General features: G+C 38.6%; 17 protein-coding genes. 6 read left to right on the top strand and 11 right to left on the bottom strand.

Going from position 1 to position 14473, the window contains the following annotated elements; all coding sequences use genetic code 11:
• Positions 1-55: 55 nt before the first annotated feature.
• The 3 genes from KTV93_RS10150 to KTV93_RS10140 form a co-directional block, all read right to left on the bottom strand.
• Positions 56-484, bottom strand: coding sequence for an Hsp20/alpha crystallin family protein (locus KTV93_RS10150; protein WP_218248830.1), 429 nt, complete (start codon positions 482-484; stop codon positions 56-58).
• Positions 485-627: 143 nt separating this feature from the next.
• Positions 628-864, bottom strand: coding sequence for a hypothetical protein (locus KTV93_RS10145; RefSeq protein ID WP_218248829.1), 237 nt, complete (start codon positions 862-864; stop codon positions 628-630).
• 107 nt (positions 865-971) lie between these two features.
• Positions 972-1322, bottom strand: a complete 351-nt coding sequence (locus KTV93_RS10140; RefSeq protein WP_218248828.1) for an arsenate reductase family protein — start codon at positions 1320-1322, stop codon at positions 972-974.
• Positions 1323-1393: 71 nt separating this feature from the next.
• Between KTV93_RS10140 and KTV93_RS10135 the strand changes: the two genes are divergently transcribed.
• Complete coding sequence (locus KTV93_RS10135; protein ID WP_218248827.1) at positions 1394-1858, top strand: acyl-CoA thioesterase; 465 nt, start codon at positions 1394-1396, stop codon at positions 1856-1858.
• Between the two features lie 71 nt (positions 1859-1929).
• On the opposite strand, the gene rny is transcribed toward KTV93_RS10135, so the two are convergent.
• From rny to KTV93_RS10105, 6 genes are all read right to left on the bottom strand, one after another.
• On the bottom strand, positions 1930-3501 hold the full coding sequence (rny, locus tag KTV93_RS10130; RefSeq protein WP_218248826.1) for a ribonuclease Y: 1572 nt from the start codon (positions 3499-3501) through the stop codon (positions 1930-1932).
• A gap of 218 nt (positions 3502-3719) precedes the next feature.
• A complete protein-coding gene (locus tag KTV93_RS10125; RefSeq protein ID WP_218248825.1) occupies positions 3720-4007 on the bottom strand; it encodes a cell division protein ZapA in 288 nt (95 codons plus the stop codon).
• Positions 4007-4309, bottom strand: coding sequence for a V-type ATPase subunit a family protein (locus KTV93_RS10120; protein ID WP_218248824.1), 303 nt, complete (start codon positions 4307-4309; stop codon positions 4007-4009). The genes KTV93_RS10125 and KTV93_RS10120 overlap by 1 nt, the downstream gene beginning before the upstream one ends.
• 138 nt (positions 4310-4447) lie before the next feature.
• Positions 4448-5233, bottom strand: a complete 786-nt coding sequence (gene porT / locus KTV93_RS10115) for a type IX secretion/gliding motility protein PorT/SprT (protein WP_218248823.1) — start codon at positions 5231-5233, stop codon at positions 4448-4450.
• Position 5234: 1 nt separating this feature from the next.
• Positions 5235-5954, bottom strand: a complete 720-nt coding sequence (gene ubiE / locus KTV93_RS10110; protein WP_218248822.1) for a bifunctional demethylmenaquinone methyltransferase/2-methoxy-6-polyprenyl-1,4-benzoquinol methylase UbiE — start codon at positions 5952-5954, stop codon at positions 5235-5237.
• 15 nt (positions 5955-5969) lie between these two features.
• Positions 5970-6539, bottom strand: a complete 570-nt coding sequence (locus KTV93_RS10105) for a hypothetical protein (protein WP_218248821.1) — start codon at positions 6537-6539, stop codon at positions 5970-5972.
• Positions 6540-6640: 101 nt separating this feature from the next.
• Between KTV93_RS10105 and KTV93_RS10100 the strand changes: the two genes are divergently transcribed.
• The 4 genes from KTV93_RS10100 (at position 6641) to KTV93_RS10085 (ending at position 9811) form a co-directional block, all read left to right on the top strand.
• Positions 6641-7708: a 3-oxoacyl-ACP synthase III family protein gene (locus KTV93_RS10100; RefSeq protein WP_218248820.1), complete on the top strand. Its 1068-nt coding sequence runs from the start codon at positions 6641-6643 to the stop codon at positions 7706-7708.
• 62 nt (positions 7709-7770) lie between these two features.
• Entirely contained in the window at positions 7771-8976 is a 1206-nt protein-coding gene (locus tag KTV93_RS10095; RefSeq protein WP_218248819.1) for a metallophosphoesterase, read from the top strand.
• An 8-nt stretch (positions 8977-8984) separates the two neighbouring features.
• Positions 8985-9479, top strand: coding sequence for a GNAT family N-acetyltransferase (locus KTV93_RS10090; RefSeq protein WP_218248818.1), 495 nt, complete (start codon positions 8985-8987; stop codon positions 9477-9479).
• An 89-nt stretch (positions 9480-9568) separates the two neighbouring features.
• Entirely contained in the window at positions 9569-9811 is a 243-nt protein-coding gene (locus KTV93_RS10085) for a hypothetical protein (protein WP_218248817.1), read from the top strand.
• A 115-nt stretch (positions 9812-9926) separates the two neighbouring features.
• Here the strand turns inward: KTV93_RS10085 and alaS are convergent, their stop codons facing one another.
• Both alaS and KTV93_RS10075 read right to left on the bottom strand, forming a co-directional pair.
• Positions 9927-12584 (bottom strand): alanine--tRNA ligase, encoded by a 2658-nt coding sequence (gene alaS / locus KTV93_RS10080; RefSeq protein WP_218248816.1) that lies wholly within the window; start codon positions 12582-12584, stop codon positions 9927-9929.
• A gap of 195 nt (positions 12585-12779) precedes the next feature.
• Positions 12780-13439: a YceI family protein gene (locus KTV93_RS10075; protein ID WP_218248815.1), complete on the bottom strand. Its 660-nt coding sequence runs from the start codon at positions 13437-13439 to the stop codon at positions 12780-12782.
• Positions 13440-13518: 79 nt separating this feature from the next.
• Here KTV93_RS10075 and KTV93_RS10070 point away from each other — a divergent pair, with 79 nt between their 5' ends.
• A complete protein-coding gene (locus tag KTV93_RS10070; RefSeq protein WP_218248814.1) occupies positions 13519-14451 on the top strand; it encodes a sulfate/molybdate ABC transporter ATP-binding protein in 933 nt (310 codons plus the stop codon).
• The last annotated feature ends 22 nt before the right edge of the window (positions 14452-14473 follow it).

Here is a 14473-nt window from a genome sequence, read left to right as displayed (position 1 = left end):
AATAAAAACCGTTTGAAAATTCAAACGGTTTTTTGTTTATTACAGTCAACTAATTTTATTTCACTTCAATCGTCTTCACATTCTGCATGGTTACCTCTTTTTTCGGAACCGTGATCTTCAGAATACCGTCTTCATAGGCCGCTTCTATCTTTTCGGATTCCACGTCTTCCGGCAGCGTGAAGGAACGGCTGAATGAGCTGTAATTAAACTCACGGCGGGTAAATGCTCCCTTCTCATCCCTTTCCTCGTTCTCGGTTTTGCTTTCACTGGAAATGGTTAAAACATTGCGCTCCAGATTAATCTTGAAATCTTCTTTCTTAATGCCTGGCGCAGCTACTTGGATTTCGAAACCATTATCAAGTTCTTTCACATTCACGGACGGCAAGGTTAATTCAGACTGTGCAAATTTGGGTCTGTTGAACTCAAACAAATCCTTTGTAATAAAGTCATCGAAAAAGCTGTTTCTTCTGATTAAATTTGACATGACATTAAATTTAAAAGTTAAACATTTGATAAGATTAGTATGTTTTACGCAAAAAAAATGCCCGCGACAATTCGCGGACAAAATTACTTAACAAAGCTGATCTTCAGGAAATTATGTCACATTCAGAACGTAAAGTATGGAACTTAGTCCGGCAAATGCTGGAAGCAGAAATTGTTGCCGATACTTGTATTTCTCTTGCAGCGTGTTCCTGCTTTTGTAGTGGCGAAACAGCGGTTGGTAGAATTCTGGCCTGAGGCTTTCTTAGGCTTTGAAACCAGACCGGAAACCGTTCCAATTGGCGGCTCACAAATTTTACACGGTGCTAAACCTTCTTTCAGGGCTTTCTCTACACTTAATGCGGAAGACACATTGTTTACCATCCGGCAGTCTGATAAATGATATTTTGTGCCTGTGGGGGTTTTGTAAACAGTCTGTGCTGTAAATTCACGGTAAGGAAAAAGAGAAAAACCGCAAGGAATTTCATGGTTTAATCTGCAAAATGTGCGCGTAATGCTTCAACAGTTTTCTTTTCGCTGCCGATAAAAATTTCTTTATCTGTCATAAATACCGGGCGCTTCAAAAAAGTATAATGATCAAGGATCAGTTCTTTATAGTCGTTTTCCTGCAGCGTCTTAGCGTCGATCTCACGGAGTTTGATCTGGTTAGATTTTTTACTGAAAAGCGCTTCATATGAACCCGCAAGTTTGTACATTTCCTCCAGTTCTTCAGGAGTTACAGGATTTATTTTTATTTCCCGGTGCTCCCAATCCTTCAGATTAAATTTCTTAAGAATTTTCAAACAGGTATCGCAGGTTTTTAAATAAAATACTTTTTTCATGTTTCAAAAATAGGGTTTATAAAAGGAATTTAAAAATTTAATCAATATCTTTATTTAAATTTAAGAAAATAATGGTGACTAAAACGGTCTTTCAGTTTATTTCGGAACCCAGCGACGTGAATTATGGAGGAAATGTTCATGGCGGCAGCGTTATGAAATGGATAGATCAGGCGGGCTACGCGTGTGCAAGTTCCTGGAGTTCCAGCTACTGTGTAACCGTTTATGTAGGTGGAATCCGTTTTTATTCGCCAATAAAAATCGGTCACATCGTAAAAGTTGAAGCCGAAGTGATTTATACCGGAACCACAAGTATGCAAATTGCAATTAATGTTTTTTCCAGAAATATTAAACGCAACGAATTCGAAAAAAAGACGCACTGTATTATTGTTTTCGTCGCGGTAGATGATGAGGGAAATTCCGTACGGGTTCCCGAATTTATCCCTGAAACCGAACATCAGAAGCAGATGGTAAAATACGCCATTAAACTCATGGATCTGCGGAAAAATATCGAGGACGAAATGAAGCCCTTTCTCTAAAAAATCTATAATTCTTCAAAAAAAATCCTTCCAAAACAATGGAAGGATTTTTAATGTTGTTCAAATCAGAATTATCTTGCAATATTAACCGATCTGGTTTCGCGGATAACCGTTACTCTTACCTGTCCGGGATATGTAAGTTCATTCTGAATTTTCTCTGAAATATCATAAGAAAGCTGTGCAGATTTATCGTCGCTTACTTTTCCGCTTTCAACCATCACGCGTAGCTCACGTCCAGCCTGAATCGCATAAGCACTGGAAACACCGTCAAAACTTAACGCAGCAGCTTCCAGATCTTTCAGTCTCTGGATATAGGATTCCAGAACCTGACGTCTCGCACCTGGTCTCGCTCCGGAAATCGCATCAGCTACCTGAATGATCGGTGAAAGCAATGAAGTCATTTCAACCTCGTCGTGGTGGGCACCAATTGCGTTTACCACTTCCGCATTTTCGCCGTATTTCTCTGCCCACTGCATTCCTAAAAGTGCATGTGGAAGTTCAGATTCCTGCTCAGGAACCTTACCGATATCGTGAAGTAAACCTGCTCTTTTAGCCAACTTAACATTTAATCCTAATTCTGCCGCCATGGTAGCAGCGATGTTCGCAACCTCTCTGGAGTGCTGAAGGAGGTTTTGCCCGTAAGACGAACGGAATTTCATACGGCCTACAATCTTCACCAATTCCGGATGTAAACCATGAACGCCTAAATCGATAACGGTTCTTTTACCAACCTCGATAATTTCTTCCTCAATATGTTTCTTGGTTTTCTCTACCACTTCTTCGATTCTCGCGGGGTGAATTCTTCCGTCGGTAACCAATCGGTGAAGCGAAAGTCTTGCGATCTCTCTTCTTACAGGATCGAAACAGGAAAGGAGGATTGCTTCCGGGGTATCGTCAACGATGATTTCAACACCCGTTGCAGCTTCTAAAGCACGGATATTTCTACCTTCTCTACCGATAATTCTACCTTTTACCTCATCAGATTCAATATTGAACACCGATACTGAATTTTCAATCGCCTGCTCGGTCCCGATTCTCTGAATGGTCTGGATAACGATCTTTCTTGCTTCCTGTTTTGCGTTCAGGTTGGCTTCCTCCATAATGCTCTGAACATGGGCCTGCGCTCTTGTCTTCGCTTCAGATTTCATGGCTTCTACCAATTCGTTTCTGGCATCTTCGGCAGAGTAATTGGCTATTTTTTCCAGCATTTCAACTTTCTGGGCGGTTGCAACATCAAGTTCCTGCTGTTTTCTTTCGAGAATTTCGTGTTTTTTACCGTAATCGGAAATTTGACGGTCCAGATCTTTCTCTAATTTCCCGGTTTTACTCAGTTCGTCGTTGAGTTTGTTTTCTTTGTCTTTGATTCTCTTTTCAGCATCCTGCATTTTCTTTTCGCGGGCCTGGATATCAGCGTCGTGCTGAGATTTCAGTTCCATGAATTTTTCTTTTGCCTGCAGCTGTTTTTCCTTTCTGATGGATTCTGCCTGAACGGTGGCTTTTTCTATAAGGTTTTCGGCATTTTTCTTTGCATCCTGTACGATGAATTTTGCCTTTGCATTAAGGGAACTTCTGGAAAATAACATTCCGATTACAGCTCCGATTACAAGGCAAACAATACCGATAATAATGGCGGTTGTTGTCATATACTTAGTTTAAATTGTCATCAATAAAAAAAGCCCACAATAATTCAGTGATATAGAGTAAACTCCTAATCAACACGATTTGAACTGATTTCCACTTTCTGTAATCCGAGCAAGTCGGCGCGCCATTAAGTGAACTTTCGTCCGGTAATTGTTTAGCGTTGAGTTTACCTGTAATGTGTTAGAACTATTGTAGGCAGTTGTTTGCGGAAAAGAAAAATCTACTTTTCCAATTCTTCCAGCAGCTGATTAATTTTCATCAACCGCTCGTTGGAAGCATTTATGTTTTTTTCGTTTGTGATAACGGATACTTCTGCATTGGTACCGAGTTTTAAGGCACACATCGCGAGGGCATCCTGCTTATCTCTCACATCAAAATTCTGTTCAAAATCTTTAATCATCACTTCAATCTGTTTCCCTACTTTCCGAAGGGTTTCTTCTTCTGCAGCGGGAACATTGAGCGGATAATTTCTTCCGGCAATGCTGATGGTAATTCTTCTTACTTCCATTACAATCCGCTGTTTTGAAGTTCTGCAATACAGTGATCCACTTCTTTAATCAACCTGTTGATGTGATTTTTCATCAGTCGGTTATGATCTGGGTTACCGGTAATTGCTGAGTAAAGCTTTATATGTTTTTGTTCTTCTGCTAAAACCTGGCTTTTTTTTCTTTCCTCATCATATTTCTTCTTCAGTGTTTCATGCTCCTGTGATAATTCCAAATATTTTTCGTTCAGATTCTGGTAATTCTTGCTTACGTTCAAAATCCTTTTTTCTAAAACCGAAAAATTATTTTCTAAATCCTTGAGCATTTTCAGGCTTAATTAATTCTAACTATTAAGCAAAAATATAAAATTTTAATTTGAATTGGCAGAATATTTAAAAATATCTTGAAATAAAAAAGAGAAGACACTGATTGTCTTCTCTTTAGTAATATTGTAAGTCAAAATTTATTCGAATTTAAGAACGAACATCAGCGCCCGTGTTTTGGCACTGCTGATTGCGGAAGTCCAGTAAGGCGGGGTATCTGGATTATCTGCAACCATTTCGTCATTGATCATAAATGTACCGCGGAATCCCGGCGTCAGTTTAAATCTGCTGAAATAAAACTGAATCCCGAGTTCTGCTGACCACGCGAAATTACTCGCGGTTGTACGGAAAAGTCCCTGTGAATTATCATCTGCGGCTTTGCTATTCGACTGAAGATTCATCATCCAGTTAACTCCTGCTGCTGCATATGGACGTGAATTGTACCATCTGTCCCCATGAACTTCTATTAAAAGAGGTAAATCCACATAGGTAGATTTCACGGTTCTGAGTTTATCTGCGTCCGTTAAAGTTCTGGGTGTGAAGGGTGTATTGGAGTTGGTTCCGCCCGCATACTGGTCGTTTGATTGGGTGTTGAACATCAGTTCACGTTCTACAAACTGAAGTCCGGGCTCAAATCTTAAATCGAAATGATCATTCAGCCGTAGTTTGCCTATTAATCCGGCTCCGAAACTGTAAGAAGATTTACTCTGCACAAGATTTTTCTGGCCATCCATGCCAAACATAGGATTCAGCACCATCTTATAATCGTAATTATTGCCCGCTAGAAAAAATCCGTAACTGAATTTCTGGTTATCAAAACCTTCCAGATTATCCATCCGGTCTTTGTTTCGGAAGAGTTGCGCATTAAGCGAGGATACTACAAAAATTGCGGTAATTAAATTAATTTTCAATACGGTGTTCCTCATACTATTTGGTTGCCTTATAAATCGTTGCGATACCTAAGCTTAGTTTTTTATATTCTACCGTCTTAAATCCTGTCTGAAGCAAGATATTTTTCATCTTCTCCCCGAACGGAAATGCGTTTACAGAGTCCGGAAGATAAGTATAAGCACGGTTGTCTTTAGATACTAATTTACCGATCTGCGGCAGAATATTTTTAAAGTAAAACATGTATAAAGGTCCCATAAAGCCTTCCACCTTCGAAAATTCTAAGATATAAACACTTTTATTCTCCTTTACTACCCTTCTCAGTTCAGCAAGACCTTTTTCAAGATTCTCGAAATTTCTAACTCCAAAAGCAACGGTAACAGCATCGAATTTATTGCTTTCGAAAGGCATGTTTTCGGCATCTCCTTTTATCATGCTGATCTCGCCGTCTAAATTAAGTTTTTTTATTTTATCAATACCTACATTCAGCATTTGCTGCGACAAATCGAAACCTACAACCTTTGCACCCGTTCCTTTGTGAACTGTAATGGCGAGATCTCCCGTTCCTGTAGCCACATCCAAAACCTCATTTGGCTGGTCTTTATTTAACCATTTCACGAGTGTATTTCGCCAAAGGACATCGATTTTCATCGAAAGTACGTGGTTCAACAGATCGTATTTCGGAGCAATATTGTCGAACATTTCTTCAACTTCACGCTTTTTCCCGGCTTCGGTATTGTATGGCTTAACTGTATTCAAGGCTGTGTTTTTTTTTTAAAATTTGTAATACTCTTTGTAATAGTTGAGGAAATCAACTTTTCGGAAGATTTTAGTCCGGGATTCCACTTTCTGCACATTTTTTACGATTTTATCGTAATCTTCGTCGATGTTGTAGTAAAATTCGTCGGTATATAGTTTATTGAAATGTTTTGGCTCGTTTACAAACTTCTTCCCGTCGATGATTGTAGATTTTCTGGCGGTAATCAAAGAATCCTTGTTAAGGCCATAGCCATAAAACTGTTCGTTGATATAATAATCCTGATGTGCAATATTTACCAAACCGCGGTTTTTATTCACCACAAACGCGGAATCATAAAGTAAATCTTTCTTTGCGTTAAAAACCTGGATTCCGTTTTTACCCTTATTCAGCTTCACCTCAAGTTTTTGACCTGCGCCGATAATTTTTTCCTCTCCTTTATTTATTTTGAAGTAATAAGTATCACCTGTGGGATTATCTACAAGATAATAATTTTTTTTAGCCAAAAACAAAAAGTAAACTCCAAAAGCAAACAATACAGCGATGACCGAAATAATTAAACCTTTAGTGGCAGGACTCATTCTCATATATGATGTTCAAAAAAACCTTTGCAAATTTAATAATAATTTTCATTCAACCCGATACAATATAATTCTTAACTTTGTCCGAAATTTTTCAATAAAAAAACATGCCCAATACAATCATAATAGGATCAGGAAGTTATATTCCCACTAAAATTATCGGCAGAGATCACTTCATGGATTCGGTTTTTTATACCGATGAAGGCGACAGAATAAATAAGCCCAATGAAGAAATCATTCAGAAGTTTGTAGAAATTACTGAGATAGAAAACCGAAGATATCTGGAGGATGATGAGTTTAATTCCGATTTAGGTTTTCAGGCTGCGAAAGAGGCGATCTACGATGCCAAAATTGATCAGGAAGATTTAGATTATATTATTTACGCCAGTAATTTCGGAGAAGTTGACAAAAATGGAATGACGAATTTCATGCCGTCAATGTCAGCCAGGGTGAAAAATAAACTCGGAATAAAAAACCGCAGCTGTATTAATTACGACATGATTTTCGGATGCCCGGGCTGGGTTGAAGCAATGATTCTTGCCGACACCTTGATTAAAGCTAAAAAAGCAAAACTAATTCTGGTGGTAGGTTCAGAAACCTTAAGCCGTGTAACCGATGCTTTTGACAGGAACAAAATGATCTTTGCTGACGGTGCAGGAGCTGTAGTTGTAAAAGCTACTGAAGATGAGAATGTAGGAATGATTGCCGACTGCACAATTTGCGACAATGATACCGAACTTAATTACTTAGAGAACGCGCCTTCACTTAAACAGGACGAAGACCGCCGCCCACTCTACATTAGAATGCACGGGCGAAAAATCTATGAATATGCGCTGAAAAATGTGCCTGACGCCATTAAACAAACTATTGACAAGGCAGGATTGACTATTGATGATATTGATAAAATCCTGATTCATCAGGCAAATGCTAAAATGGATTATGCGATGATCTCGCGGCTGTTTAAACTTTACGGAAAAAAGGATTATGACCACGCCATTGCGCCAATGACGATTCAGCAGTTAGGCAACTCTTCTGTAGCCACCATTCCTACGATGTTCGATTTAATTATTAAAGGGGAAATGAAAAACCAGTCCTTTAAGGAGAAAGGCCATATTGTTTTTGCATCCGTAGGTGCAGGAATGAATATCAATGCGATCGTATATAAATTTCCTTAACAGAAATATTTAAAGATAATAAGAAGCACAAAATCGATTTTGTGCTTTTTTAATGAAACTTTATGCAGAAAAATTTTTTAATCATTACCGGAATCATTTTTATTCTTGAATTTTATGTCTATCAGGCCTTCAGAACCATCACATCCAACAATTGGTTGCGTCTGGGTTATTGGGCAGTAACGCTACTTGTTTATGGCTTTTTTATTTATGAATTGCTGAATTTTAAACGGAGCGACCGTGATCACCACCGGATTCAGATTGTATCTTCAATTTTTCTGATTTTTCTGGTTCCGAAACTTTTCATCGTCCTTCTATTGCTCATGGAAGATATCACGCGATTCTTCAATTATCTGTTTACCTTTTTTGTAAAACCCGAAACCTACTTCCCTGAAAGAAGAAAATTTGTAAGCATTATAGGGCTGGCGGTAGCGGGCGCTTTTTCGGCCATGATCATTGATGGAATTGTTTTCGGAAAATACAGACACCGCGTACGGCGGGTAAAACTGAAAATTGCCGGTTTGCCGGAAAGTTTCAAAGGATATAAAATTATCCAGATTTCAGATATTCATTCCGGCAGCTTCTTCAATCCGGAAAAACTTCAGAAAGCTATCAATTTAATCAATGAGCAGAACGCTGATCTTGTGTTATGCACGAGCGATATTGTAAATAATTTTGCAACCGAATTCAAACCGTTTATCCCACTGTTTGCTAGCATCAAGGCAAAGGACGGAAAATTTTCAGTGCTTGGAAATCATGATTACGGCGATTATGCTGAATGGAATTCCAGAGAAGAAAAAGCACAGAATGTTCCTAATTTAATTAAGTTTCAGAAAGAAGCCGGTTTCGAGATGCTTCGGAATGAACACAGATTCATCGAAAAAAACGGTGAAAAACTGTATATCTTAGGTGTAGAAAACTGGGGTTTGAAGCCTTTTCCACAATACGGCGACTTAAATAAAGCCGCTCTGGGTGTTCCAGCAGAAGCAGCAAAAATATTAATGAGCCACGATCCGACGCATTTTGATGAAGTGGTAAAAAATCACCCTTCGAATGTTCAGCTTACGCTTTCAGGGCATACGCACGGAATGCAGTTTGGCATTGATCTGAAAAACGTGCGTTGGTCGCCTGTTCAGTACAGATATAAAAAATGGGCAGATTTATATGAAAGTCAGGGCAAATATTTATATGTAAACCGCGGGTTCGGGGTAATTGCATTCCCTGGAAGAGTTGGTATCGAGCCAGAAATCACCCTTTTTGAACTGAGTTAAATTTTGATATGACTTCACTAATAAAGGCAATAGAAAAAGATATTCCACTGATTCGCGAACTTGCAGAAAAATCATGGAAATCTGCCTACGCAGAACTTCTTTCTAAAGAACAAATCGATTATATGTTAGCCGAAATGTACTCGGTTGAAGAAATCTCAGCGCATCTTCAGAATCGGAATTATCATTATTATTTAATTCTTAATGAAAATATTGCCGTAGGTTTTATCGGATTTGAACATCATTACGAACTGCAAACCACTAAACTCCACAGAATCTATCTCGTGGAGAATGCAAAAGGAAAAGGCTGCGGAAAAACCGCATTGAATTTCCTTAAAAAACAAACATCCGAAAGCGGAGATTCACGCATTATCTTAAATGTAAATAAAGAAAATAATGCGAAATCAATTTATGAATCACAGGGTTTCAGCGTTTATAAAGAAGACGTCTTTGACATCGGAAATGGCTTTGTAATGGACGATTATCTGATGGAATTTATTTTATAACCTCAAATTGAACCTGCTTTTTTTGAACGTGATTTTATTTTTGGTACACTTTTAGAATGCTCAGAAGTATAACATTAAAAAATTAAATTATGACACGTTCTAACCTACTTACAAAGATTCAGATTTTCGCACTGGCAGTGGCAGCAAACTTCGCCACAATATTAGTTAAAGCTCAAGATAAAGCAGCCGATTTAAATGTTGACGTAGACATGAACAAAGGCGGCGACGCGATGAGTGGTGACTGGATGAGCAATCCTTTAGTTTGGGTAATTGGTGCATTAGTTCTTATCGTCATTATTGCGTTGGTTGCAAGAGGTGGCGGAAACAAATAAAAAAAACCACATCATATATTTCACTTAATAAAGGTCCCTTGTTTGAAAGGGATCTTTTTTTTATCAAAAAACCCGGATGCTGAATCCGGGTTTTTTATTGATGTGTGTTTAAAAATTAAATCTCAAGCGCTTTCTGATAAGCATTTTCGATGCCCGCCAGATTCTTTCCGCCTGCCGTCGCAAAGCCTGGATTACCGCCACCGCCGCCCTGGATTTCTTTCGCCAGTTCTTTCACGATATTTCCTGCGTGGTATTTTGTTTCCAGATCCTGTGAAACTCCCACCGTAATCATCGGCTTGTGATCAGCATCAGAAATAATAATAATTACTGAGTTTTCAATTTCTTTTTTCAGCTGGAACACGATATCCTTCACACTTCCCGCATCCATTGAAACTTTTTTAACCAACAGTTTTTTGTCACCGCTTTCAGCAAAATCATTTTTCCAGTTCGCGGTTTCGCCTTTTGCTTTTTCTTTTTTCAAAGATTCGATTTCAGATTTTAAAACTGAATTTTCCTCAATTAATTTTTCTACAGATTTCGCTAAATCCTTTGATTTTAATAAAGCTGAAATTTCTTTGATCTGTGTTTCCAGATTTTTGAAATATTCCGCAGATTTATCACCGGAAATCGCTTCAATTCTTCTGATTCCGGCAGCGGTAGAACTTTCATTCTGAATTTTGAAATATCCAATTTCGCCTGTGTTTTTCACGTGTGTTCCTCCACAAAGTTCTTTTGAACTTCCGAACTGAATCATTCGCACGCTGTCCCCATATTTTTCTCCGAAAAGTGCCATTGCGCCTTTTTCCATCGCTTCTGCAATCGGAATGTTTCTGAATTCCTGCAATGCAATATTCTCCTTGATTTTTACATTAACTTTCTCTTCCACCAATTTCAGTTCTTCTTCGCTCATTTTAGAGAAATGTGAAAAATCAAAACGGAGATAATCAGGACCTACGAAAGAACCTTTCTGTTCCACGTGAGTTCCCAAAACTTCACGTAAAGCTTCGTGTAATAAATGCGTCACCGAGTGGTTGGCCTGAGTATTTTTGCGGTCTGATGTATTTACTTTTGCATAAAAAACAGCGCCAGCATCTTTCGGTAAATCTTTAATCAGGGAAACAATCAGATTATTTTCCTTTCTGGTTTCTAAAACCTCAATAATATCGCCACAATTGGTAATATTAAAAACATCAGGACTTGAAATATCAAAGCCTTCTGTATAACTTGGAATAAGAATTCCTTTGTCGCCAACTTGACCGCCGCCTTCAGGATAAAACGGAGATTTCGATAAAACGATCTGATAAAATTCACCGTCCTTATTCTCGATTTTACGGTACCGCGTGATATATGTTTCAGCTTCTGTCTGGTCGTAACCAACGAAACTTTCCTGCTTTTCTTCCAGAATCACCCAGTCGTGAACTTTCTGCGCAGATGATTTCTTGGAACGCTGTTTCTGCTTTTCCATTTCTTCATCAAAGCCTTTTTCATCAACCGTCAGCTGCTTTTCTTCAGCGATAATTCTTGATAAATCTGCCGGGAATCCGTATGTGTCATAAAGTTCAAAAACCTCAGCACCCGGAAGTGTTTTTTCGTTTCTGAAAATGGTTTCATTAATGATTAAATCAATTCGCTTCAGACCGTGTTCGATGGTTTTCAGGAAGGAAGATTCTTCTTCTTTGATCACTTCTGTAACCAGTTTCTGCTGTTTCACCAACTCCGGGAAGAAATCTCCCATTTCATTTCTTAAAACTGCCACCAGTTGGAAAAGGAACGATTCTTTCATTCCTAAAAAACGGTAAGAATATGAAATCGCTCTTCTTAAAATTCTTCTGATCACATAACCGGCACCGCCGTTGGAAGGCAGCTGCCCGTCCGCAATTGCAAACGCAACCGCTCTGATATGATCGACAACCACACGGATTGCGATATCTTTTTCGTCTTCTAAAATTCCCGTATATTTTTTACCTGAAAGTTCTTCAACTTTAGCAATTAAAGGTGTGAAAACATCAGTATCGTAATTCGATTTTTTGCCTTGCAAAGCCATACACAGACGCTCAAAACCCATTCCGGTATCAACGTGCTGTGCCGGTAATTTCTCTAAACTTCCGTCGGCTTTCCTGTTGAATTCCATGAAAACGTTGTTCCAGATTTCAACGACCTGCGGGTGGTCATTATTGATTAAATCAACTCCGGGAACTTTAGCTTTTTCTTCTTCAGATCTTAAATCTACATGGATTTCTGAACATGGTCCGCAAGGTCCGCTCTCCCCCATTTCCCAGAAATTATCCTTCTTGTTTCCGTTGATGATTCGGCTTTCGTCGATATGCGATTTCCAGTAATTATAGGCATCCTGATCACGTTCCAGATTCTCGGAAGCATCACCTTCAAAAATGGTTACGTATAAATTTTCTTTCGGAATTTTATACACTTCTGTAAGCAGTTCCCAAGCAAACCCGATGGCTTCTTTCTTGAAATAATCGCCAAATGACCAGTTTCCCAACATTTCAAACATCGTGTGATGATAGGTATCACGGCCAACATCGTCTAAATCGTTATGTTTTCCGGAAACGCGCAGACATTTTTGGGTATCGGCAATTCTCGGCGCTTTTGGCTCTTTGTAGCCGAGAAAATAATCCTTAAACTGCGTCATTCCTGAATTAGAGAACATAAGCGTGGGATCATCTTTTCGCACAATAGGTGCGGAAGGAACGATTAAGTGTCCCTTTTCTTTAAAATAATCTAAAAACTGCTGGCGTATCTGTTGTGAAGTCATAGTTAGTTTTGCTTTTTGCGTTGTTTTTACGCTTTTCTGTAAGATTGCAAATTTAGGAAATTTTGAACTAAAAACTGAAGCCACCCAGGCATCTTCAAAATTAATCTAATGCGTTGAAGAACAATAGAGGCTAAAAAATCCGCCCCATTAAAAATGAGACGGATTTACATCACTTATTACACTTAAATAAAAAAATTATTTCTTTTCGAGGGCCTTTATCAAAATCTGAAGATTGACTTCGTTTTTGATAATACCGTTTGTTACAGGCATTTGGAATTTCACTCCAAAATCCTCTCTGCTAATGTCTTTCGGCTCTGTCGCAATACTTACCTCGCCGCCATTTACTGTTACATTCGCATTGAACTGAACAGGTTTTGTAATTCCTTTAATCGTCAAATTACCATCGAGCAGGGTATTGTAATCACCATTTACATTTTCAGAGACTTTTGTAATCTCGTAAGAAGCGGTGGGAAATTTTTCAACTTCGAAAAAATCGCCGCTTTTTAAATGGCCGTTCAGTTTATTAAGCTGCTCTGCATCATCTTTTAAATCAACAGAGGTTAAACTGCTCATATCGGCAACAAATTTTCCGCTTTCAAGTTTACCGTCCTTCACAGTTACATCTCCGCTTTCAAATTTAATCGTTCCGAAATGACTGGTGTTATCGGATTTCAGTACTTTAAAACCTTTCCATTCAATCTTACTGTTAAGAGTATCTACTGCGAAAGAAGCACCTTCGGTGGTGGTAATCACTTCGCTGCTTTCGCTGGTAAGCGGCTTGTCTTTCCCGCATGAAATCAATAAAATTCCTGAAACAAATGCTGAAAATACTGTTAATTTAAATACTTTTTTCATCCAATGATTGCTTTTTACTTACTCCGCTAAAATAATAAAAATAATTCACAGTAAGATCAAAATTATTAATTTTGCAAATATGCTATTAGAAATCAATCATTTATTTTTCTCGCATTCCCGTGAAAAAGATCTTTTCCGAAACCTTAATTTAAAGATTGAAAAAGGCAGAATCATCGCTTTGGCAGGCGAAAGCGGCTGCGGAAAATCTACCCTTCTGAATCTGATTTACGGTTTGCTCGACTGGGAGCAAGGCGAAATTATTTTTGACGGAAAACCCATCTACGGACCGAAAAAAAACATTGTTCCCGGTGAAAGTGAAATGAAGCTTGTAGCGCAGAACTATGACCTGATGCCTTATGCTACAGTGGCCGATAATGTTGGAAAATTTATTTCTAATATCAATTTAAAGGAAAAGCGAGAAAAAGTTCTGGAACTGCTTCACGTTGTAGGGCTCGAGGAATATGCGGAAATACTTCCCAAAAATCTGAGCGGCGGGCAACAGCAGCGTGTGGCCATCGCGCGGGCACTTTCTGTAATGCCTAAGCTTCTTCTGCTTGATGAACCTTTCAGCAATCTTGATTTTTCAAGAAAAATTGAACTACGTGAGCGGCTTTTCAATTATGTGAAAGAGAAAGAGATTTCTCTGATAATTTCAACTCACGAAATTCAGGAAGTGATGCCGTGGCTTGACCAAATTATTGTGTTACATGACGGAAGACTTATTCAAAATGATCATCCAAAAGAAATTTATCAAAATCCTTACAACCCCTACGTGGCAAAACTTTTTGGCGAAGTGAATGTATTTTCCGATGAAGAGAAAGCATCCTTCGGACTAGCTAAAAACTTCTGGTATCCAACAGAAATTAAAATCGCAGATTCCGGAAAAGAAGCACAGGTTACCGAAAGCCGATTCGCAGGAAACTACTACTGGAACAGGATTTCACTAAGCGGAAAAGACATCGTGATCTATACCGAAAACCAAATAGAAGGTACAGTATATCTTAATTTGTAAGGCTGAAAAAAATCAGATTTTT

The sequence above is a fragment of the Kaistella faecalis genome (assembly GCF_019195395.1).
Taxonomy (GTDB): Bacteria; Bacteroidota; Bacteroidia; order Flavobacteriales; family Weeksellaceae; genus Kaistella; species Kaistella faecalis.
Note: the sequence above shows the minus strand (reverse complement) of the source record. Positions and strands in the feature narration are given on the sequence as shown.